We start from the raw sequence: 21,721 nt of genomic DNA on the forward strand, positions 1-21,721 counted from the left end.
TGGTACCTCCAGGAATCGAACCAGGGACACAAGGATTTTCAGTCCTTTGCTCTACCAACTGAGCTAAGGTACCATTACTTTAAAAGTTAGATTAATATCTTTCCCTTAGCGGTGGCAAATATACAACCTTTTTTAAGATGTGCAAGCATCTTTTTAAAAAAATGTATTGTATTTTTGATTTTTATAAATATTGTAATGATGAATTTAATAATTGATGCAGGTAATACAAGAGTTAAGACTGCTGTATTTGAGGGTGATACCATTTTAGAAGTGGTTTTTATTGACCAGAAAAAAATTTTATCAGAAATAAAAAAAATTTTAAAAAAATATAAAATTAGCCAAGGAATCTTGTCTTCGGTCAGTTTTATATCAGAAAAAACGTTGAATAAGCTTCAAGATTTAATGCAATTGACGGTTTTGTCCTCTGCTACAAAAGTTCCTTTTGTCAATTTGTATAAAACACCAACAACTTTAGGAGCAGATAGAATTGCATTGGTTGTGGGGGGAGTAGATGAGTTTCCAGAAAAAAACACATTAATTATAGATGCTGGTACTTGCATTACTTTCGATTTTGTAAATAGTAAGTCAGAATATTTAGGTGGTGCAATTTCTCCAGGAATAAAAATGAGGTTTGATTCTTTAAATCATTTTACGGCAAATTTACCATTACTGCAAAAAGATGAAGTGAATAGCTTTATTGGTCGCAACACTAAAGAAAGTATGAATTCTGGTGTTGTAAATGGAGTTGTTCAAGAAATTGATGGTGTAATTAATCAATATAAAAAGAAATATATGGATTTAACAGTCGTTTTAACAGGAGGAGACACAAAATTCTTGTCAAAGCAATTAAAAAGTAGCATATTTGCCAAGAAAAATTTTCTTCTTCAAGGATTAAATAGAATATTGATATTTAATATAGACAAATGATTAGAAACATATTATTAGTTTTTATACTAATAACCTCTTCAGCTCTAACGGCTCAAAGAACAAGTTCATCACCATACTCTTTTTTTGGTATAGGAGATGAATTTAGCCCTGTTACAGTAGAACAAAGTGCAATGGGTGGTATTGGAGTAGCTTTTAACCACTACAAATATTTAAACTTTACAAACCCAGCAGCGTATGCTAACTTAAGATATACAACATATTCTTTTGGTTTGTTAAATAATAAATTATCAGTAGAGAATGACGGTGTTAAACAGTCTTCAAATTCTACTAGTTTAAGTTATTTTGCTTTGGCATTTCCTATTGGAAAGAAAGCAGGTATGTCTTTTGGATTACAACCCGTATCTTCTGTAGGGTATTCTTTATCTAATTCTATTTTAGATGACGAGGAAAATATTTTAGAGCGAACTCGTTTTACTGGTGAAGGCGGTGTAAGTAGAATTTACACTAGTTTTGGTATAAAAGTATATAAAGAATTATCTTTAGGTGTAGAATTAGATTATAAATTTGGAAGTATAGATAATAGTATTCTTAATGAAAGGTTAGGGGTTCCTTTAGCTACAAAATATAAGGAAGCCACTACTGTTAGAGGTGGATCGGTTACACTAGGGGCACAATATAAAAAAGCACTTAAAAATAAACTGATTATAAGCGGTGGAGCTACTCTTAAAATGGGTAATGATTTAGAAGTTACTGGAGATGACTATTTATACTCTCTTACATTAACTAATTCTGGAGGAGAATTTGGAAGAGATACTATTTCTCAATCGGAAATTAGCGGAAATTATAAATTGCCTTTAAAAGCAATTTTAGGTGCAGGAGTAGGAAAAGATGATCAATGGTATGTTGGTTTAGAGTATGAACAACAAGAAGCAATAGAAGCTACAGGTTTCCTAGCGACTTCTAACAATGCATACAAATATGGTGAGTCAAATAGAATTTCTTTAGGAGGGTTTTATATTCCTAAAATTAATTCAATTTCAAACTACTGGGAGAGAGTTACTTATAGGGCTGGTGTTCGTTTAGAAAAGACTGGATTATTAGTAGATGGAGCAACTCCATATACAAATTTTACGCAAGTTGACGACTTTGGCATATCTTTTGGTTTAGGTTTACCACTGAAGCAACTATCCTCAGTAAATATGGGATTTGAATTTGGTCAAAGAGGCACAACTGCTAATAATTTAATTAAAGAAAATTATTTTAATTTTAGATTAAGTTTATCTTTGACAGACACTAATTGGTTTCAGAAAAGAAAAATAGATTAACAAAAAACTAATAAAATGAAGAAAATTACGTTTTTACTAGCTGCAATGTTGTTATTGGCATCAGCAAAAACAAATGCGCAAGACGATGCAAAAAGAGAATGTACTATTAAGTATAACCTTTTTAAAGGAGATTTCCAATCTAAAAAGTATGAGGAAGCTTATACAAACTGGATTTATTTAATGGATAACTGTAAAGATTTATCTGTAAATATTTATAAATTCGGATCAACTTTAGCTGAAGATGTTAGAAAAGATCCTGTTTTAGCAAAAAGAGTTTATGAACAAAGATTAGAATTTTACCCAACAAGTAACCCTGCAAAAGTACATAGTGACTATGCAACTTATTTGCTAGATAATAAATTAGCATCTAATGATGAAGTATTTGCTATTTTAGAAAAAGGATATAATATCGATCCTACTAAAATGGGGGTAAAAAACTTGTATATCTATTTTCAAGGAGTTACAGACAGAAATAAAGATACAGATCCTCAAAAGGTATTTGATACTTATGATGATGTTTTAGAATCTGTAAGTACAAAATTGGAAGGATATGCTGCAAAATTAAAAGATCTTTCTAAAGATTCTGTAGCTAACAAAAAATTAATACATGCATATTCTACAAACTCAAGAGCCTTGGGTACTGTAGAAGGAGGTTTAGATAATATTATTTCAGAAATAGCAACTTGTGAAAGGTTAATACCTATTTACAAAAGAGATTTTGAAGCAAATAAAGATGATGCAGTTTGGTTAAAAAGATCTGTATCTAGAATGTTTAACAAAGGATGTCAAGAGGATCCTTTATACCAAGAATTAGTAAGAGCTTATGCTCATGCTTCTCCATCACCAGAAGCATTCTCTTTCTTAGCAACTGTATTAGAGGATAATGGAGATAATGCTGGAGCGAATGAAATGAGAGAGAAATCTTTCAATTTAGAAACAGATCCTTTAAAGAAAGCAAAGTATAAATTAAAATTCGCACAATCAGCTAAATCTAGAGGTCAGTTAAGTAAAGCTAGAAGTTTAGCAAGAGAAGCTTTACGTTTTAACCCTAACTATGGTAAAGCATATTTATTTATTGCAAGATTATACCAATCTAGTGTAAATAATTGTGGTGATAATGAGTTTGAAAAAAGAATGGTATATGTTGCTGCATTAAACCAGGCGCAAAGAGCTGCATCTGTAGATCCTAGTATTTCTGCTACTGCAGGTTCATATATTAGAAGTTATAGAGGTAATGTACCAAGTTCTAAAGTTGTTTTTACTGCAGGTGTTACTCCTGGTAGTAGTTACACTATAAAATGTTGGATTGGTGAAACGGTAAGAGTACCTTCAAATTAATTTTTTGAAAAACTTAAATAAAATATTATATAAAAGCATTACTGTACTATTTGTTACAGTAATGCTTTTTTCTTGCTCTAACAATACAAAGGAAGTGAGGGATTTTTTGGTGTCTAAGAATTTGCCTATCGGAATTGCTAAAGATGCATTTCATGTATATAAAGATTCTGGTAGAATTACATCAAAACTAATTACGCCGTTATTGTATGATTTTAGTAATAGAAAACAACACCCTTATAATGAATTTCCAGAAGGTATTGAAATTATAAATTTTGATGGAATCGATTCTGTTACTATTTCAGGAAATTATGCATTATCATATTCAAACACTCAGATTTCTGAAATAAAAGGAAATGTGGTAGTTGTAAACCCTAAAGAAAATTCTAAATTAGAAACAGAACAATTATTTTGGGATCAAAATACGAAGTACTTTTTTTCAGAAAAAGCATTTACTTTAACCACTTTAAAAGATACTATATACGGTGTTGGGTTTGAGTGTAAAGAAGATTTAAGTAAGCATTTAGCAAAGAAAACAACAGGAAGGTTAGTAACATCAGAAGGAGAATAATATGAATACAGTTTGGAAAATTTTTCAATATGGCTATTTAGTAGTCGCTTTAATATGTTTGGTAGAAGGTTTTCTCAGTTGGGGAGCAGATAAGCAGAAATCTTATATGTTTTTTGGTGCTTCTATTTTTATTATCTTAGTTTTTTTCTTTAAAAGACATTTTAGAAAGAAAGTAGAAACTAGAAATAACCAAAAATAGATTATAAATTTCTTAATGGAAATTGAAATTATCATAATATTGACCTCTATTATTCTTTCCGCTTTCTTTTCGGGAATGGAAATAGCATTTGTTTCTGCGAATAAGCTGCACATAGAATTAGAGAAAAAAAGAGAAGGCTTTATACCGAGTGTTCTTAATAAAATTACTCAAAAATCATCAAAATTTATTACTACAATGTTAGTTGGTAATAATATTTCTTTGGTGATTTACAGTTATTATATGGGAGGGTTCTTAATTAGAATTCTTCCCTTGAATACCTATAATGAGTTTACTACGCTTCTTTTACAAACAATTATATCTACCATAATAATACTAATTACTGCTGAGTTTTTACCTAAAGCTATTTTTAGAATCTATGCAAATGAGGTTTTAAAATTATTTGCTGTACCTGCCTATTTTTTTTACGTTTTATTTCACTTTTTTTCTGAAATTATTTCTTTTATTTCAGATTTTTTTCTGCGTGTATTCTTTAAAACAGATGCAGAAGAGCAACAAACGGAATTCAGTAAAGAAGAACTAGGTTATTATATTACAGAACAATTAGAAACAGGTAACAATGATGAAGAAGTGGATTCTGAAATACAAATTTTTCAAAATGCACTCGACTTTCATAATGTAAAGGCAAGAGAGGTTATGGTTCCTAGAACCGAAATTGTTGCGGTTGAACTACATGAAAAAGTCGCGAATTTAAAAAATATTTTTATAGATTCTGGATTGTCTAAAGTGTTGGTTTACAAATCATCTTTAGATGATGTGATCGGGTATGTAAACGCTTTTGAATTATTTAAGAAACCAAAGACTATTAAATCTATTTTATTGCCAGTAGAGATTGTACCAGAGTCTATGATGATAAACAACATTTTAAACAGTTTAATGAAAAAACGCAAAAGTGTAGCTGTTGTTGTTGATGAATATGGAGGTACTTCTGGTATGATAACCGTAGAGGATATTGTAGAAGAATTGTTTGGTGAAATTGAAGACGAGCACGATACACAAGAATTTTTAGAAAAGAAAATATCTGAAACAGAATTTAATTTTTCTGCAAGATTAGAGGTAGATTATTTGAATGAAGAGTACAGTTTGAATATACCAAAATCTGAAGCTTATGAAACTTTAGGAGGCTTTATTATAGAGCAAACAGAAAGTATTCCTATGGAAAATGAAGTAGTTGATATTGAAGATTTTGAAATTAAAATCTTAAAAATGAGTAGTGCAAAAATAGAAGAAGTACGCTTAAAAATAGTAGATGAAGATGCTTAATAATTCTCTTTGTTTTTAGAACTATTTATAAGCCAATTTAATTACTACTAATAAGTATAAAATCGATTGCAATATTAAATCCCAAATCGTATATTCGCAAACTGAAAATTAAATAAATTCGTATGGCAATTTTATCAAAAATTAGAGAACGTTCAATGTTCTTAATCATTATAATTGGTTTAGCACTTTTTGCTTTTGTATTGGACCCATCTACTTTAGGTGATTTTTTCGATTCAAGTAAAGTAAATCAAGTAGGTGAAATAAATGGAGAGAGTATCTCTTTACAAGAGTTTACAGGAGAGTTGGAAGCCTATAAGCAACAAGTAGGTAGCGGTGTTACTGAAATGCAAGCCTCTAAAAATGTTTGGGATAATATTGTTAGAAAAAAAATCTACCAAAATCAATTATCAGAAGCAGGAATTACCGTTGGTGAAGCAGATGTATGGAACGAAGTAATTAATGCTCCTTCTGTAAAAGATAATCCTCAATTTCAAAATGAAGTAGGATTTTTTGATGAAGTTAAATTCAAACAATTTTTAGCAGACACAAAATTAAATAATCCAGAAATGTGGGGAGCGTGGTCTAACTACATGACTCAAATTAGAGATAATGGAGAAAGAAATACGTATAATAATTTAGTTACTGCAGGTCTTGGAGCTTCTTTAAAAGAAGGAGAGTCTCAATATTTTGCAGATAATACTAAATTAACTTCTCAATTTGTATTTGTTCCTTATACTTCAATTGCAGATAGTTTAGTTAAAGTTTCTAAAGGAGAAATAGAATCTTATATAAAAACAAACTCTAACGATTTTAAAGTAGAAGAGTCTAGAGATATTTCTTATGTACAGTTTAATATTGCTGCTACAACAGAAGATGAAAATGCTATTAAAGCTAGTGTTGCTGAATTAATTGAAGATTTTAAAAATACTTCTAATGAAAGTGTATTTTTAAGCGAAAATGATTCTGATACTAGTATTGATGATAGTTTTAAATTTCAAAAAGAGATTAATGCAACAGTAGCATCAGAAATTTTTAAAGGTGCTAAAGGAGATGTTTTTGGTCCTTATAAAGAACAAGGATATTTTAAAATATCTAAAATTACTGATGTAACTACTATGCCAGACTCTGCTAGAGCAAGTCATATTTTAATTCCTTTTTTAGGAGCTCAAAGAGTTGCTGCTGATGTAACAAGAACACAAGATGAAGCTAAGGTTTTAGCTGATAGTATTTTAAATGTTGTAAAAAGAAACAAAAATAAATTTGAAGACTTAGCTAAAACAATGTCTTCGGATCTTGGTTCTGGTGCAAAAGGAGGAGATTTAGATTGGTTTACATACAACAGAATGACACCTGAATTTAGAGACTTTGTTTTTGAAGGTAATACTGGCGATATCGATGTTGTTGAAACTCCATTTGGTTTTCATATCATTAAGATTGATGGACAAAAGAACAATCAGACAGCTTTAAAACTAGCTACTTATAGTAGACAGATAATAGCTTCTGAAGCTACTGAAAATGCTATTTTTCAAAAATCAGAACAATTTGCTCTGGCATCATCAAAAGACAATAAGTTTTTTGAAGTAGCAAAAGAAAATAACTATGTTACAAAACCTGCTATTGGTTTAAAAGTTTTAGATGAAAATGTACCTGGTTTAGGAAACCAAAGACAAATTATTTCTTGGGCTTTTAGTAATGATACTAAACCTGGAGATTTTAAGCGTTTCGATTTAGAAGGTAGTCATGTAGTTGCTTTTGTAACGGCAAAAACTGAAAAAGGATTAATGTCTGCTGCTAAAGCAACAAATACTGTAAAGCCTATTTTAGTAAACCAAAAGAAAGCTAAATTAATTGCAGATAAATTTAATGGAAGTACGTTAGCAGATATCGCTAAAGAGAACAATACCAATGTTAGAAATGCAAGTGGTATTAATTTAAAAAGTCCTACGTTGTCTGGTGCTGGTTCAGAGCCTAAGGTTGTAGGAGCTATGTATAACGCAGAAATTAATAAAGTTTATAAAAATATAGAAGGTAATAGAGGTGTGTATGCTTTTGCTGTAACAAACAAAGAGTTGCCAACTGCTTTACCAAACTATGAAACTTCTAGAAAGAGTATTGCTGAGTCTAGAAAAACAAAAACTTTTGCAATTTATGAGGCAATTAAAAATGCTGCTGATATAGAAGATAACAGATCAAACTTATACAGAAGTAACTAGTATAAGTTTTATTTAAAATATAAAAATCCGTTCAAGTTTTTGAACGGATTTTTTATGCTTTAGATTTAGCTGAATAGATCTTGTAAATCTATTTAGATGTGAATTGTTGCTTTGTTTATGTCATGATAAAAGCAAGTAGGTTTAGCCCTGATTGAAGCATTTGTTTGAGCTCATTATTATTGGAATATTAAAAGCGAGTGCCTTTCGATTACGCTCAAGATAAACTCCAATCAGGAAATTGCTTTTAATAAAAAAACCTTCTTGATTGCTCAAAAAGGTTTTCTATAAAGTATAATTTTTTATCTAAAGGTTACTTCTAACCGTTCATAGAGATTAAAAATTCATCATTATTCTTAGAGAATTTAATTTTATCATTGATAAATTCCATTGCTTCAATAGGGTTCATGTCTGCAAGGTATTTACGTAAAACCCACATTCTTTGTACTGTCTTAGCATCTAATAATAAATCATCACGTCTTGTAGAAGATTTAATTAAGTCGATAGCAGGATAAATACGTCTGTTAGAGATATTTCTATCTAATTGAAGTTCCATGTTACCTGTTCCTTTAAATTCTTCGAAGATTACTTCGTCCATTTTAGAACCAGTTTCTGTAAGTGCAGTAGCAATAATGGTTAAAGAACCACCATTTTCTATGTTTCTAGCTGCTCCAAAGAAACGTTTTGGTTTGTGTAAAGCATTTGCATCGATACCACCAGAAAGTATTTTACCAGATGCTGGTGCAACGGTATTGTAAGCTCTTGCCAAACGGGTAATTGAATCTAATAGAATTACAACATCATGTCCACATTCTACCAAACGTTTTGCTTTTTCTAAAACAATATTGGCCACTTTTACGTGTTTGTCTGCAGGTTCATCAAAAGTAGAAGCAACAACTTCTCCACGTACATTACGTTTCATGTCTGTAACCTCTTCCGGACGCTCATCAATCAATAAAACAATTTGATAAACTTCTGGGTGATTTGCTGCAATTGCATTTGCCACATCCTTTAATAACATGGTTTTACCAGTTTTAGGTTGTGCCACAATCATACCACGTTGTCCTTTTCCTAAAGGAGAAAACAAATCGATAATTCTTGTTGATAAAGAACTTCCTTTTTCTGCTAAATTGAATTTTTCTTGAGGAAATAACGGAGTTAAGTGTTCAAAAGAAACTCTGTCTCTAACTAAGTTAGGGTTTAATCCGTTAATTTTAGAAACTCTAATTAAAGGAAAATATTTTTCACCTTCTTTTGGCGGACGAACATTACCTCTAACGGTGTCCCCAGTTTTTAACCCAAATAATTTAATTTGAGATTGAGAAACATAAATATCATCTGGAGATGATAGGTAGTTATAGTCAGAAGAACGTAAGAAACCATAGCCATCAGGCATCATTTCTAATACACCTTCACTTTCAATAATTCCATCAAATTCGAAATCGGGATCTTTATAACGGTTTCCAGATTTATTACCATTACTTCTATTAGAGTTGTTTTTGTCTCTAGTTTGGTTAGGGTTTTTCTTTGGAACGTTCGTTTTTGGTTGAGGCTTGTTTGGTTGTGTTTTATTTTGAGTATTTGCAGGTTTTGGTTCCTGTTTATCTACTTTTTTAACAACTCTTTCTTTAGCCGCCTTTGGTTTAGTTTCTGTCTCTGCTTCAACTTCCTTTTGTACAGTTTCTTTTTGTACTGGTTTCCTAGGATTAGGTTTACGTTGAATTGTTTTTTCTTGTTTTACCTTTTTTTCAGGTGTATCTAAAGTAGGTTGTTCAGTTTCTGCTTCGCTTGGTGCTTTTACAGAATCAGTAGCTTTAGAAACTCTTTTTCTTTTAGGTTTTTCTGTTTTTTCTTTTACTTCAGTTACAGGAGTTGAAGAAGTATCTACAGGGTTTGCAGCTTGTGTATCCAATATTTGATACACTAAATCTAATTTTTTAAGTTGACTCGTCTTAGATAGACCAATAGATTTTGCAATTACTTGTAAATCAGCAAGTGTTTTTGCTTTTAGTTCTGAGATTTCGAACATTCGTTATATGTTAAGTTAAATTGTAAACCTTATTTAGATAAGATTAATTATAATTTTTTTAGAGTTTATGTATTGTATATAGTACTATACAATATTTAATGGGTGGTTACTATATTACAAATATATGCAAATTTTTTAAGTTTTAGGTTTTCTTTTTAAAAAAGAAAGTTCTACTTTTGTATTTCTATTTTTTTTTTAAATATGATTCAACGAATACAGAGTATCTATTTATTGTTAGCAACCGCCGTTTCTGGAGGATTGGTATTTGTATTCGATATTTGGAGTACTATTAAAGAAGAAATTTTTGCTTTGGATTTATTTTTTAGAGATTCTATGCTTTTAAAAGTAATTCCTTTATTATATTTGCTTTCTGCAATCGTATCTTTTGGAACTATTTTTTTGTTTAAAAATAGGAAGTTACAATTTGTTGTAGGGCGTTTAGTAATTTTGATCAATCTTTTTTTATTAGGATTATTGATTTATGTATCTCTAACTTTACCTGGAGAAGTTTCGATTTCGGAGAAGGGTATTGGGATGTTCTTACCAATTTTAGTTATTTTGCTTATTGTTTTGGCAAATAAAGCTATTAAAAAGGATGAAGATCTTGTGAAATCTGTAGATAGATTGCGATAAACCTATCATATTAGTATATTTAGTGCGAAAAAAAACCGAGAATTTATTTCTCGGTTTTTTGTTTTCTAGATCTTTCTAGAGTTTAAATCTAATTTGAATATTTAATTTGTATTTTTATTAACTTAAATAATATAACCTTATGAGGGTTTAATGTATTGTAAACTAGTTATATAAGATAGTGGTCTCACTGTTTTCAGTGAGAGGGTTCACTGAAAACAGTGAGATTGAAATTTCACCTAAAATGGGTATTGTAAGTTTATAAACTGTACTCTAAATTTGTAATATAATAATGAAAGAAAAGATATACGTTCACGTAGCAGATGATCACAAAATTTTAATTGAAGGCATCATCGCTGTAATAAATACTGATAAAGAGATTGAAATTAAAGGATATTCTTTAACAGGACAAGAAGTAATTGATTGGTTTGATCAAAAAGAAAACTCGGCAGATGTTTTAATATTAGATATTACAATGCCAGTTCTAGATGGTTTTGAGGTTTTAAAGCACTTTAGAAAAAGAAAAATAGACCAAAAAGTTATTATTTTATCTAGTTATGATGATCTTAAAATTGTTCAAGAAGTTTTATCTCTTGGTTCTAATGGGTATATCTCTAAAAACAATGCTGGAGAACATATTGTAAATGCTATAAAAGCAGTTGCAAAAGGCGAGCAATATTTTAGTGATGATATTCAGAAAATGTTATTACAATCTTTATCCGGTCAAATGGTTCCTAAAGGAGAAGTGCCAGACAAATACTTGTTAGAAAGTTTAACGGAAAGAGAATTAGATGTTTTAAAATTAATCACAAAAGAGTACAGTACTATTGAGATGGCAGATTTAATGCACCTTAGTAGGAACACCATTGAAACATATAGAAAAAGTTTATTAAAAAAATTAAAAGTAAAAAATGCAGTAGGCTTGGCAATGTATGCAGTTAAAAACAATATAGTATAGTTCTTATGCCCCTAAAATAAATAACTATTAGACTTTGATTTATTTATAAATCGATCCCCTAAAAAGTTTAATAGTTAATTCAAAGAATACTAATTGTTGCATGCATTCTAGCTTACTAAAAATATGAATAGTTAACCCTAATTAAATATAATATTAATTATCTCCCTTATGAAAAATTTTAACTTATTTGCAGCAGTAGTTTCGCTAACATTAGTTTTTACTTCTTGCTCATTCAATGAAACAGTGTTGCCAGAAGAACAATCTACAGATTTATTAAAAACACATACAATTAAAAGAGATGTTGATGGAACATATTCTTTAGATTATAGTTTAAATGCAAATGCAGCAACTGAAAATGTTGTAGATGAGTCTACGAATACAAATTATATTTATTTATATTCAGCAGAGAATAAACTTAGCAGTAAGGTTACTCAAGATTTTACCATTGATGGTAATCAGCTTAAAATAGGTTTTGTAGATACTAATTCTAGTAAGAAATCTCAAATTACTATTAAAGATGAAGATGCTAAATTTTTTAAAACTAAAAATGAAGATATGTTATCTGAGTATAGTATTTCTGGAAACGAAGATGGAACATATACTTTAAATTTTAGTGTAAATAATAAAGTGAAAGTAGATTTTGTTTTTAATGAAGAGTTAAATATTTATGAAGTTCATTTAGAAGAAGGAAAGTCTGATGAAACTACTTTCTCTAAAGTTTTTGATAAAATAGATGGTGAAGCGTTAAAAATAGATTTTGTAAATCATATTCGTGAAGATGATAATATTTCTGCCAAATCAAATGGTGAAGATGATGGGTATGTTTTTACAAAAGAAAGAAGACCTGAGGTAATAATAATATAATAAATATTGAAAACTTTAAATAAAATATTTTTAATGTTTTTTTTGGTAGTTGTATTTAAGACACTATCCAATAAAAAAGAAGCTGTATTACATACAGCTTCTTTTGATATACAATTAAATGATAGTCTTTTAAATAAAAGTTTTCGAAATGTTACTAAATTATATGAGGAGAAAAAATTTGATTTAGCATTAAAAGAAGCTTTTATCTTATTAGATAGCTCAAAAAAAAATAATCAAATTTTTTACAAAACAAACTATTTAATAGGTAATGTTTTTTACGAAACATTAAGCTTTAAAGTTGGAATCAAATATTTTAGAGTTAATGTAAATGATATTCTAAAAGACTCTATCTTGTTAGATGGTAATAACCATAATTTTAATAAAAAATTTTTAATTCAAAATTATTTTCGTTTAGGTAGTTCTTATCACAAACTTAAAGAAAGAGAGCATCTAAAAGATAAAGAGCAATTAAAAAAGTATAGAGATAGTACTTTGTATTTTTATGGAAAAGTTATTGATTTTAATGGTGTAAGTGATGATGTTTTAGGAGAGAAAGCGAAAGCATACAGTAATTTATCAGCTTTTTATATAAATGATTCCTTATATGATTTGGCGGAAAAGTATGCAAATCTATCCATAAGTATTCATAAGTCTAAAAATGATAAGATTAACCAAGCTGCGGGGTTAGGTAATTTAGCTAGTATCTATTTAATTCAAGAAGATTATAAGTTGGCTAAAAAGACTTATTTAGAAGGATTAGAATTAATAAAGAATGATAATAGTGCGAAAGCAATAAGATTTAAAGCAAGTTTATATGCAAACCTATCTTGGTCTATGTATAAATTAAAAGATTATAAAGCGTATGAATTTCAAGAAAGGTCCTACGGTATAAAAGATGGTTTAAGAGAAGCTGAATTTAGAGCAATCGTTAAAAAAATTAATGCAGAATATGATGTTGATGCTGTTAAAAAATTAGTTTTAAAAGAGGAAGAAAATAAACGTCTTAAAAATCAAAGAACGTTCTGGTCTTTTGGTATAGGAGGTTTAATTATAATTATTACATTATTATTTGTATTGAATTATTATAAACTTCGACAGAAAAATTTACGTTTACAATTATCGCAAACACAGTTGGTACAGCTTCAAGATTTAGAAAAAATAAAATCAGATGCTCAAGTAAGAATTTTAAATGCTACTATAGATGGTAAAGAATCAGAGCGAAAACAAATAGCAGAAACTTTACACGACAGTGTAAGTGCTCTTTTATCATCTTCAAACCTTCATTTACAAGCAGCAAGAGGTTTGTTTAAAGGAGATATTCCTATAGAAATAGATAAGACTCAACACATTATTAAGGAGGCATCTCAAACTATAAGAGATTTATCTCATACCCTAGTTTCGTCTGTATTGTTAAAATTTGGTTTAAAATATGCCTTAAAAGATATGGCAGATAAATATTCTAATTCTCAAATTAAGATTGATACAAGAGTAGGGGAAATAAGGAGGTATGAACAAAATTTTGAAATAAAAGTATATAATATTATTCAAGAATTTATTAATAATATTTTAAAGCATAGTAAGGCAGAAAAGGCAATGATTAAGCTAGATGAAGCCGATGGCAAGTTGTATTTAAGAATTTCTGATGATGGTGTTGGGTTTGATAAAAAAAAGATAGTAAAAAAAGAAGGACTCGGGTTAAATCAAATTGATGCAAGAATACAAATGATGCAAGGAGAATTCCATATAGATACTTCGCCTAAGAATGGTACTGTTATTAAAGTTATTTTGCCAATTTTAGAAAAAGAACAAATTAACCACGTTTAGCTAATTCTATAATTTCTAGATCTTGTACGTTTCCTTTTTCTAAGGTAAAACGCAACATGGTTCTTACTTTGTGAAAACCATGATTTCCCGCTGCCCCAGGGTTTAAATGTAATAAATTTAGTTTCTTATCATATTGTACTTTTAAAATATGAGAATGCCCTGAGATAAAAATTTTTGGAGGATTTATTTTTATTTCTTCACGAATTCTCTGGTCATACCTATTAGGGTATCCTCCAATATGTGTAATCCAAACAGAAACATTTTCAACTTCAAATTTTGCGTCTAAAGGGAATTCAGATCTAGCATCAGATCCATCAATATTGCCAAAAACAGCTCGTAAAGGTTTCAGTTTTTTTATAGTGTCGGTAACTTCTAAATTTCCAATATCTCCGGCATGCCAAACTTCATCTGCTTGTTTTACAAACTTTAATATTTGGGCATCAATAAAGCTGTGGGTATCAGATAATAATAATATTTTCTTCATAAAAAGAAATAGTTAGAAAAGTTTAACGTCTCAATTAGCATCAAATAAATTTTAAAATGATTGATAATAAATTTGAATTATTTTTTCTTAATATGAAATAGAAAATATAATCATAGCCTTAGTTATGGTTCTATTTTATATTAAAATATTAAGGAGAAAGAAACGGATTTAATCGATTATTTTGATGTTTATTTGATATTAGCATCAAATGTAATCATAACAAAATAATTTCCGTAATTTTGACGACTACAAAAACAGACTTTCTTGAGGTATTTTATAGAACTTTCTTATAATGGAAAAAATTATCATGGTTGGCAAATTCAGCCAGATGTAATCTCTGTACAAGAAAAATTAAACAAAGCGGTTAGTACTATATTTCAAGAAAAAATTGAAGTTGTAGGAGCAGGTAGAACAGATACCGGAGTACATGCTTCGCAAATGTTTGCTCATTTTGATATAGAAAAAACATTAAAAGGAGATATTCCGCACAAGTTAAACTCATTACTTCCTATGGATATTGTAGTCTATAATGTGTTTGCTGTTGATGATGAAAAACATGCTCGTTTTGGAGCACTTAGCAGAAGTTACGAGTATAAAATATGGATGGGTAGAAACCCTTTTTTATTAGATTTTTCGTGGCAAATACATTCACAAGATTTAAATTTAGATTTAATGAATGACGCCGCAAAACTATTGTTAGAATATACAGATTTTCAAACTTTTTCTAAAGTAAAGACAGATGTGTATACTTATAATTGTGATGTTACAGAAGCTGTTTGGAAACAAAACGGAAAGGAATTGGTGTTTTATATAACAGCAAATCGTTTTTTAAGAAATATGGTGAGAGCCATTGTTGGTACTTTAGTTGATGTTGGACTGGAAAAAATATCAAAAGAAGATTTTAGAAAAATTATTGAGAGTAAAAATAGAAGCAATGCAGGGTTATCAGTTCCGGCAAAAGGATTGTTTTTAACAAATATAAAATACTAAGTTTTGGAAGGTAAAACAGGAAATGCATTTGATTTACAAATCTTTTTAAGGCTAATGTCTTTTGCAAAACGTTATAAATTAAACTTTTTTATAGCTGTTTTCTCTACAATCTTATTATCGTTTGTTGCGTTATTAAATCCTTATTTAATAAAAGAAACTGTAGATAAGTACATCACAGAAAAAGACGCACAAGGGCTTATCAATAATATCATCTTAATGTTTGTAATTGTACTTGTAGAAGTGCTATTGCGTTTTACTTTTATTTATTTTGCAAATTGGGTTGGTCAGCATATAATCAGAGATATTAGAGCAAAAACTTTTAGACACATTTTACAGTTTAAAATGTCTTATTTTGATAAGAATTCTGTGGGTAAATTAGTTACAAGAGTCGTTTCTGATATAGAGACTATTGCAGCTTTTTTTAGTAGTGGTGTTTTTACCATAGTAAGTGATGTTTTACAAATGTTTGCTGTAGCTGCGTTAATGTTTTATTTTAATTGGAAACTAGCTTTAATAGCTCTAGCTGTTTTACCTATTTTAATTTATGCTACTAGTGTTTTTCAGAAAGCCATAAAAGCTACTTTTCAAGAGGTAAGAAACCAAGTAGCCAATTTAAACGGATTTGTGCAAGAGCGAGTGACCGGAATGAAGATTGTGCAGCTCTTTAATAGAGAAAAAATTGAGTATAAGAATTTTAACGACATTAATAATAAACATAAGGAAGCATACGTAAAAACCATTTGGTATTTTTCTATTTTCTTTCCAATTGCAGAAATTTTATCATCTATTGGTATTGGTTTAATTGTTTGGTTTGGAAGTAAACAAATTATTGGTGGTGCTGTGCCAGGTCCTGGTACGGTGATGGCTTTTGTGCAAATGGCACAAATGCTATTTAGACCTTTACGTCAAATTGCAGATAAATTTAACCAGTTACAAATGGGTATTGTTTCTGGAGAACGTGTTTTTAAGGTTTTAGATACTCACAGTAGTATTGTTAAAAACGGAACAATTACAGCTGGAAACTTGAAAGGAAATATCAATTTAAAAGATGTTAGATTCAGTTATATAGAAGGTGAAGAAGTTTTAAAAGGAATTTCTTTGGATGTGAAAAGTGGACAAACGGTAGCCATTGTTGGCGCAACAGGAGCTGGAAAATCTACTATTATCAATTTAATAAACCGTTTTTATGAAATAGATAGTGGTACTATTTGTGTTGATGATATTTCTATAGATCAATATACTTTAGAGAGTTTAAGAAATCAAGTTGCAGTAGTTTTACAAGATGTATTTTTGTTTTCAGATTCAATTCTGAATAATATTACTTTAAAAGATAAAAATATCACTTTAGAAGAAGTAGAAAAGGCAGCAAAACAAATTGGAATTCATGATTTTATTATGACACTTCCAGGAGGTTATCAATACAATGTAAAAGAGCGTGGTGCTATGCTATCATCCGGTCAGCGACAATTAATTGCTTTTTTACGCGCTTATGTAAGCAAACCAAGTATTTTAATTTTAGACGAAGCTACTTCTTCGGTAGATTCTCATGCGGAGCAAATGATTCAATATGCTACAGAAACCATTACAAAAGGTAGAACTTCAATTGTAATTGCACATCGATTAGCAACCATAAAACAAGCGGATAAAATTATTGTTATGGATAATGGGTTAATTGTGGAAGAAGGAACTCATAATGAGTTGTTAGAAAGGGAGAAAGGATATTATAAAAACCTATACGACAAGCAATTTAGCATACAGAAAGCTTCTTAAAATCATTTTTTTTGATTTACATTTGTAATACTAATAATACAAATCAAAAAAAAATGAAAAAAATAGTTGTATCAATTTTCGTAATAGGAGCATTAGTATTTTCTTCTTGTAAATCTGAAAAGAAAGATGTAAAAGAAGTAGTTGTAGAAACCGAAACGGTTGTTAATGAAGATTTAGAGTTGGTTGAGGAAGAAGAAATTGAGGAAGAAGTTAGTAAAGAGTTAACTTCTGCAGTAGAAGGAGTTACAATTCCTAGTTTTTCTAATGAGGCTGTAACACAGAATCTATTAGGTTATGCTCAATATGCTAAAAATTATATAGAAGCTAAGGGTGATTTTGTTAAAATTACAGGTATGGCATCTAAAGGAGCTTCTTTATTAAAAGAAGGAAAAAAATTAACTTCTACATTAGACAAAAGTGAAGTAGAAAAATACAAAAGTGTATTAGCCGCTATTCAATCAAAAATGGCAGCAGCTAACTAGAAAATACTTATTATAAATAGAAAAAGGTTCTCAATTTTGAGAACCTTTTTTTTATGTGTTTTTTTAATGTTTAATAAGTTTACATTAAATCTTTTTTTAGTTTTTCATCCAGTTCCTTAAAATCAGAATACAACTCAAATCCACCATCTTTTATATAAGAAATTTCCCCAGTTTCTTCTGATACTAATAAACAAACGGCATCTGTTTTTTCCGAAACACCAATTGCAGCTCTATGTCTTAATCCAAATCTAGAAGGAATTTTAGTACTGTCGGAAACAGGTAAAATAACTCTTGTTGCCACAATATAATTGTCTCTAATAATTAAAGCACCATCATGTAACGGACTGTTTTTATAGAATACACTTTCTAAAATAGCCACATTTACCAAAGCATTCATGCTATCTCCTGTGTTTATTAAAAAATCTAAAGCATTGGTACGTTCAATAACAATTAGAGCACCCGTTTTAGTTTTAGCCATGCTTTTACATGCATCTAAAATTGTCTCTGTATCAATCTCAGTACCTATTTCTGTATGTAAAAATTTAAGCTGTTTTAAAAAACTTCGTTTATTGGTAAAGTTTGTTGTACCAATCATTAATAAGAATTTTCGTATTTCTTGCTGAAAAACAATGATAAGAGCAATAACTCCACCAGAAAGTAGATATCCCAAAATACCACTCAGCATTTCCATTTTAAGAGCTTGTGTTATTTTCCAAATTAAGAAAATAAACGCAATTCCAATTACAATATTAATAGCAACTGTGCCTTTTAATAGCTTGTAAATGTAATAGAGTAGTGTGGCAACTAATACAATGTCTAAAGCATCTAATAAAGAAAATTCAATAAAATCGAACATGAAAATTGACTGATTTTAGGCTAAATTACTAATAAATTTGCTGACAGCAATATCAATTATCAAATTCTATGTCTGATACTAATAAAGGGTATTTTTCTCGGATTAATTTTATTTTCTCTTGAATGTTTTTATCACTATTATTAGAATTTTTATAGGCATTTAACAAACTCGCATAATTCTGATTGTATAATTTTACAGACAGTTTGTTTCGTAAATGTGTATAGGCCGAATTTAGAATGTCTAAGGAAGAGATATAGGTTTCATAAGTAGTTAACCGATCTGTTTTTATAGTGATTATTGCTTTTGTGGGATGGTCTGAAGAGGATGGGTTTTTGCTTCCATTGCACCAATTACAACTATTTTTGTTGATGTCTAATCCACCACCATTGTCTATAAAATTGACAGCAATCTGTTTCAGTTCTTTTAATTCAATCGTTTTTCCGTCTACAAATAGTTCATTTTTTTTGTTGATGTTTACCTCAAGGATATTTCTTTCATTGATGTCAATATCTGTGAGGTTTTCTTGTTTTTGTGGAATTTTTTTGGAAATTCCGGCATCAACACTCATCGTTGTGGTGACCAAAAAAAAGATTAATAATAAAAATGCAATATCTGCCATGGAACCGGCATTAATTTCTGGAGTTCCTTTTCTACTCATAATTCCTAGATTTTAAAGTTAATAAATGGATTTTCAATCCGAATTATTTCGAATTGATTTATTAAAGTTTGACTAGGTAGTTATTTGATGTTAACATTTCTTTAACAAAAAGAATGCCAAGTATTTTAGTATTATCTTTGCAAGTATGTAAACGAAGCAATCTGTTTGTTAAATGATGAGATTTCTCAATCGATGAAAAATCTCATTTCGAAATGACAAGCTTATTTTATTTAAGTTATCTGTTAGCAAACAAGTCTAGCCTCGATTGAAGCGGCATCCTTTTTGCTTTTTCAGCAAAAAGATATAGTGGAAAGCGAGAAATAGCTTCTAAAAAGAAATCTGATTTACTATTTTAACAGCTTCGACAGCTTCTTTAACATCGTGTACACGTAAAATTTTTGCACCATTTAAAAGGGCAATAGTGTTTGCAGAAGTGGTAGCGTTTAAGGCTTCTTGCGCAGAAATATCCAACGTTTTATACAACATAGATTTACGCGAAATTCCGGCTAAAATGGGTGTCTCTAAACTTTTAAAAAGCGATAAATTTTTAAGAATTTCGAAATTATGAGTGTTTGTTTTACCAAAACCAAAACCAACATCTATAATAACATCGTTTAGTTTTAGTTGATGTAATTTGTGTATTTGTGCAGCGAAAAAAGAAATAATTTCCTGAGTTACATTTGTATAAATTGGATTTTTCTGCATATTTTGTGGAGTGCCTAACATATGCATTAAAATATAAGGAACTTGCAGATTGGCAACGGTTGTAAACATATTATTGTCCATTTGTCCACCAGAAATATCGTTTACAATTGCTGCACCAGCATTGATAGTTTCTTGGGCAACTTTACTTCTAAAAGTATCTACAGAAATAATAATTTCCGGAAAATTTTGAGTCAATAAATTAATAACCGGAACAATTCGTTGTAGTTCTTCTTCTTCAGATATGTGTTTTGCTCCTGGTCTGGAAGAATACGCACCAACATCTATAAACGTTGCGCCGTCTAAAAGCATTTTTTCTGTTTGAGAAAGAATGTCAGATTCGTTTTTATATTTACCGCCGTCAAAGAAAGAGTCTGGGGTAATGTTTAAAATCCCCATCACTTTTGGAGAAGTTAAATCTACTAAAGTACCTTTGCAATTTATAGTCATTTTAGCTCACTACTTTATTAATTACATGGCTCATTTTTGGAGCTTCGTAAGCTTCCATTTTTTGCATTAAATCTTCTACAGAAGTACCAACTATTAACATATCTCTATTGGTTTGTTTTAAGAAACCTTCTTCAATCATTTTATCTAGTTGCAGTATAACAGCATCAAAAAAACCATTAATATTTAAAAGTCCTACAGGTTTTTGCTCAATAAAAAGCTGACCTAAAGTAAGTGCTTCAAACAATTCATCTAAGGTGCCAAAACCTCCAGGAAGCGTAATATAACCATCTACTAATTGGCTCATTATTACTTTACGTTCGCTCATTGTTTTGCAAACAATCATTTCTTCTACTCCAGAATGTATAACTTCTTCTTTTTCTAATAATTGAGGAATTACGCCAATAACTTCACCATTTTTAGAAAGAATAGTATCAGCAATTGCGCCCATCATACCAATTTTTCCACCTCCATATACCAAACCAATTTTGTGGGTTACAAAATGATTTCCTAATGCTACAGCAGCTTCTTTATAAATAGGGTTAAAACCTAGGCTTGAGCCACAAAAGACAACAATTTTTTTCAACTTAGTGAGTTTTAAAATTCTTTGACAAAAATAAATGAAATGCCTATAGGATTTAGTATTTTTGAACAAATACTTTTTAACAAGATAGAATGCAAGATACATCTAAACAATATGATGCTGTAATTGAAGAATGCAGAAGTTTATTTATAAAAAAAATGAGTGATTATGGTTCTGCATGGCGAATTTTACGTTTACCATCTTTAACCGATCAAATATTTATTAAGGCGCAAAGAATTCGTCAATTACAAGAAAACGACGTAAGAAAAGTTGATGAAGGAGAGAAATCTGAGTTTATTGGAATTATTAATTATTCTATAATGGCGTTAATTCAGTTAGAAAATGGAGTAGTGGCTAACCCAGACTTAAATACGGAAGAAGCTACTGTTTTATATGACAAACATGCTAAAATTACCAAAGAATTAATGATGAATAAAAATCATGATTATGGTGAAGCTTGGCGAGATATGCGTGTTTCTAGCTTGACAGATTTAATTTTACAGAAATTATTACGCGTGAAACAAATTGAAGATAATAAAGGGAAAACATTGGTTTCTGAGGGGATCGATGCTAACTACCAAGACATGATTAATTATGCAATTTTTGCAATGATTCATTTAGCGGAGTAAATTTAT

21 protein-coding genes and 1 tRNA gene are annotated in these 21,721 nt (G+C 29.7%); 15 read left to right on the forward strand and 7 right to left on the reverse strand.

Going from position 1 to position 21,721, the window contains the following annotated elements; genetic code table 11:
* Positions 1-73: transfer RNA gene (locus tag WHD08_RS15110), tRNA-Phe, on the reverse strand.
* A gap of 122 nt (positions 74-195) precedes the next feature.
* Here WHD08_RS15110 and WHD08_RS15115 point away from each other — a divergent pair.
* From WHD08_RS15115 to WHD08_RS15145, 7 genes are all read left to right on the forward strand, one after another.
* On the forward strand, positions 196-927 hold the full coding sequence (locus WHD08_RS15115) for a type III pantothenate kinase (RefSeq protein ID WP_317618157.1): 732 nt from the start codon (positions 196-198) through the stop codon (positions 925-927).
* On the forward strand, positions 924-2,213 hold the full coding sequence (locus WHD08_RS15120; protein ID WP_208890246.1) for a hypothetical protein: 1,290 nt from the start codon (positions 924-926) through the stop codon (positions 2,211-2,213). Before WHD08_RS15115 ends, WHD08_RS15120 begins: the two co-directional genes overlap by 4 nt.
* 15 nt (positions 2,214-2,228) lie before the next feature.
* Complete coding sequence (locus tag WHD08_RS15125; RefSeq protein WP_208890245.1) at positions 2,229-3,551, forward strand: tetratricopeptide repeat protein; 1,323 nt, start codon at positions 2,229-2,231, stop codon at positions 3,549-3,551.
* Between the two features lie 4 nt (positions 3,552-3,555).
* Positions 3,556-4,119 carry an LPS export ABC transporter periplasmic protein LptC gene (gene lptC, locus WHD08_RS15130; protein WP_165733104.1) on the forward strand — a complete coding sequence of 188 codons (564 nt, stop codon included), beginning with the start codon at positions 3,556-3,558 and terminating at the stop codon, positions 4,117-4,119.
* Between the two features lies 1 nt (position 4,120).
* Positions 4,121-4,318, forward strand: a complete 198-nt coding sequence (locus tag WHD08_RS15135; RefSeq protein WP_165733103.1) for a hypothetical protein — start codon at positions 4,121-4,123, stop codon at positions 4,316-4,318.
* A 15-nt stretch (positions 4,319-4,333) separates the two neighbouring features.
* Positions 4,334-5,599 carry a hemolysin family protein gene (locus WHD08_RS15140; RefSeq protein WP_208890244.1) on the forward strand — a complete coding sequence of 422 codons (1,266 nt, stop codon included), beginning with the start codon at positions 4,334-4,336 and terminating at the stop codon, positions 5,597-5,599.
* A gap of 122 nt (positions 5,600-5,721) precedes the next feature.
* The gene (locus WHD08_RS15145; RefSeq protein ID WP_208890243.1) at positions 5,722-7,812 is read left to right on the forward strand and encodes a peptidylprolyl isomerase; all 2,091 of its coding nucleotides are present in this window, start codon (positions 5,722-5,724) and stop codon (positions 7,810-7,812) included.
* A 316-nt stretch (positions 7,813-8,128) separates the two neighbouring features.
* Here the strand turns inward: WHD08_RS15145 and rho are convergent, their stop codons facing one another.
* A complete protein-coding gene (gene rho, locus WHD08_RS15150) occupies positions 8,129-9,838 on the reverse strand; it encodes a transcription termination factor Rho (protein ID WP_208890242.1) in 1,710 nt (569 codons plus the stop codon).
* A 201-nt stretch (positions 9,839-10,039) separates the two neighbouring features.
* On the opposite strand from rho, the gene WHD08_RS15155 reads away from it, so the two are divergent.
* From WHD08_RS15155 to WHD08_RS15170, 4 genes are all read left to right on the forward strand, one after another.
* Positions 10,040-10,471 (forward strand): DUF4293 domain-containing protein, encoded by a 432-nt coding sequence (locus WHD08_RS15155; RefSeq protein ID WP_208890241.1) that lies wholly within the window; start codon positions 10,040-10,042, stop codon positions 10,469-10,471.
* A gap of 289 nt (positions 10,472-10,760) precedes the next feature.
* Entirely contained in the window at positions 10,761-11,426 is a 666-nt protein-coding gene (locus WHD08_RS15160; protein ID WP_165733098.1) for a response regulator, read from the forward strand.
* Between the two features lie 168 nt (positions 11,427-11,594).
* A complete protein-coding gene (locus WHD08_RS15165) occupies positions 11,595-12,290 on the forward strand; it encodes a hypothetical protein (RefSeq protein ID WP_165733097.1) in 696 nt (231 codons plus the stop codon).
* A gap of 33 nt (positions 12,291-12,323) precedes the next feature.
* Entirely contained in the window at positions 12,324-14,114 is a 1,791-nt protein-coding gene (locus WHD08_RS15170) for a tetratricopeptide repeat-containing sensor histidine kinase (RefSeq protein WP_165733096.1), read from the forward strand.
* Here WHD08_RS15170 and WHD08_RS15175 read toward each other — a convergent pair.
* Positions 14,101-14,598: a metallophosphoesterase family protein gene (locus WHD08_RS15175; protein WP_208890240.1), complete on the reverse strand. Its 498-nt coding sequence runs from the start codon at positions 14,596-14,598 to the stop codon at positions 14,101-14,103. The genes WHD08_RS15170 and WHD08_RS15175 overlap by 14 nt on opposite strands.
* 264 nt (positions 14,599-14,862) lie before the next feature.
* Between WHD08_RS15175 and truA the strand changes: the two genes are divergently transcribed.
* The 3 genes from truA to WHD08_RS15190 are packed head-to-tail and all read left to right on the forward strand — an operon-like array spanning position 14,863 to position 17,840.
* The gene (truA, locus tag WHD08_RS15180; RefSeq protein ID WP_208890239.1) at positions 14,863-15,588 is read left to right on the forward strand and encodes a tRNA pseudouridine(38-40) synthase TruA; all 726 of its coding nucleotides are present in this window, start codon (positions 14,863-14,865) and stop codon (positions 15,586-15,588) included.
* A 3-nt stretch (positions 15,589-15,591) separates the two neighbouring features.
* Positions 15,592-17,358, forward strand: a complete 1,767-nt coding sequence (locus WHD08_RS15185; RefSeq protein WP_208890238.1) for an ABC transporter ATP-binding protein — start codon at positions 15,592-15,594, stop codon at positions 17,356-17,358.
* A 53-nt stretch (positions 17,359-17,411) separates the two neighbouring features.
* The gene (locus tag WHD08_RS15190) at positions 17,412-17,840 is read left to right on the forward strand and encodes a hypothetical protein (protein WP_208890237.1); all 429 of its coding nucleotides are present in this window, start codon (positions 17,412-17,414) and stop codon (positions 17,838-17,840) included.
* Positions 17,841-17,919: 79 nt separating this feature from the next.
* Here the strand turns inward: WHD08_RS15190 and cdaA are convergent, their stop codons facing one another.
* From cdaA to WHD08_RS15210, 4 genes are all read right to left on the reverse strand, one after another.
* Complete coding sequence (gene cdaA, locus WHD08_RS15195) at positions 17,920-18,696, reverse strand: diadenylate cyclase CdaA (RefSeq protein WP_208890236.1); 777 nt, start codon at positions 18,694-18,696, stop codon at positions 17,920-17,922.
* 52 nt (positions 18,697-18,748) lie between these two features.
* Complete coding sequence (locus WHD08_RS15200; protein ID WP_208890235.1) at positions 18,749-19,354, reverse strand: ExbD/TolR family protein; 606 nt, start codon at positions 19,352-19,354, stop codon at positions 18,749-18,751.
* Between the two features lie 327 nt (positions 19,355-19,681).
* Positions 19,682-20,506 (reverse strand): dihydropteroate synthase, encoded by an 825-nt coding sequence (folP, locus tag WHD08_RS15205; protein ID WP_208890233.1) that lies wholly within the window; start codon positions 20,504-20,506, stop codon positions 19,682-19,684.
* A 1-nt stretch (position 20,507) separates the two neighbouring features.
* Positions 20,508-21,089 carry a TIGR00730 family Rossman fold protein gene (locus tag WHD08_RS15210; protein ID WP_208890232.1) on the reverse strand — a complete coding sequence of 194 codons (582 nt, stop codon included), beginning with the start codon at positions 21,087-21,089 and terminating at the stop codon, positions 20,508-20,510.
* 89 nt (positions 21,090-21,178) lie between these two features.
* Between WHD08_RS15210 and WHD08_RS15215 the strand changes: the two genes are divergently transcribed.
* Entirely contained in the window at positions 21,179-21,715 is a 537-nt protein-coding gene (locus WHD08_RS15215; protein WP_165733087.1) for a DUF1599 domain-containing protein, read from the forward strand.
* The last annotated feature ends 6 nt before the right edge of the window (positions 21,716-21,721 follow it).

The sequence above is a fragment of the Polaribacter sejongensis genome, from assembly GCF_038024065.1.
Lineage (GTDB): Bacteria > Bacteroidota > Bacteroidia > Flavobacteriales > Flavobacteriaceae > Polaribacter > Polaribacter sejongensis.

What these genes read in the sequence shown, in the direction of transcription:
- WHD08_RS15155 (WP_208890241.1), top strand. Translation starts at nt 10,040, where the DNA reads ATGATTCAACGAATACAGAGTATCTATTTATTGTTAGCAACCGCCGTT.
- WHD08_RS15125 (WP_208890245.1), top strand. Translation starts at nt 2,229, where the DNA reads ATGAAGAAAATTACGTTTTTACTAGCTGCAATGTTGTTATTGGCATCA.
- WHD08_RS15135 (WP_165733103.1), top strand. Translation starts at nt 4,121, where the DNA reads ATGAATACAGTTTGGAAAATTTTTCAATATGGCTATTTAGTAGTCGCT.
- WHD08_RS15145 (WP_208890243.1), top strand. Translation starts at nt 5,722, where the DNA reads ATGGCAATTTTATCAAAAATTAGAGAACGTTCAATGTTCTTAATCATT.
- WHD08_RS15120 (WP_208890246.1), top strand. Translation starts at nt 924, where the DNA reads ATGATTAGAAACATATTATTAGTTTTTATACTAATAACCTCTTCAGCT.
- WHD08_RS15170 (WP_165733096.1), top strand. Translation starts at nt 12,324, where the DNA reads ATGTTTTTTTTGGTAGTTGTATTTAAGACACTATCCAATAAAAAAGAA.
- folP (WP_208890233.1), bottom strand. Translation starts at nt 20,506, where the DNA reads ATGACTATAAATTGCAAAGGTACTTTAGTAGATTTAACTTCTCCAAAA.
- WHD08_RS15190 (WP_208890237.1), top strand. Translation starts at nt 17,412, where the DNA reads ATGAAAAAAATAGTTGTATCAATTTTCGTAATAGGAGCATTAGTATTT.
- WHD08_RS15160 (WP_165733098.1), top strand. Translation starts at nt 10,761, where the DNA reads ATGAAAGAAAAGATATACGTTCACGTAGCAGATGATCACAAAATTTTA.
- WHD08_RS15165 (WP_165733097.1), top strand. Translation starts at nt 11,595, where the DNA reads ATGAAAAATTTTAACTTATTTGCAGCAGTAGTTTCGCTAACATTAGTT.
- cdaA (WP_208890236.1), bottom strand. Translation starts at nt 18,696, where the DNA reads ATGTTCGATTTTATTGAATTTTCTTTATTAGATGCTTTAGACATTGTA.
- WHD08_RS15215 (WP_165733087.1), top strand. Translation starts at nt 21,179, where the DNA reads ATGCAAGATACATCTAAACAATATGATGCTGTAATTGAAGAATGCAGA.
- WHD08_RS15200 (WP_208890235.1), bottom strand. Translation starts at nt 19,354, where the DNA reads ATGAGTAGAAAAGGAACTCCAGAAATTAATGCCGGTTCCATGGCAGAT.
- rho (WP_208890242.1), bottom strand. Translation starts at nt 9,838, where the DNA reads ATGTTCGAAATCTCAGAACTAAAAGCAAAAACACTTGCTGATTTACAA.
- WHD08_RS15115 (WP_317618157.1), top strand. Translation starts at nt 196, where the DNA reads ATGATGAATTTAATAATTGATGCAGGTAATACAAGAGTTAAGACTGCT.
- WHD08_RS15175 (WP_208890240.1), bottom strand. Translation starts at nt 14,598, where the DNA reads ATGAAGAAAATATTATTATTATCTGATACCCACAGCTTTATTGATGCC.
- WHD08_RS15140 (WP_208890244.1), top strand. Translation starts at nt 4,334, where the DNA reads ATGGAAATTGAAATTATCATAATATTGACCTCTATTATTCTTTCCGCT.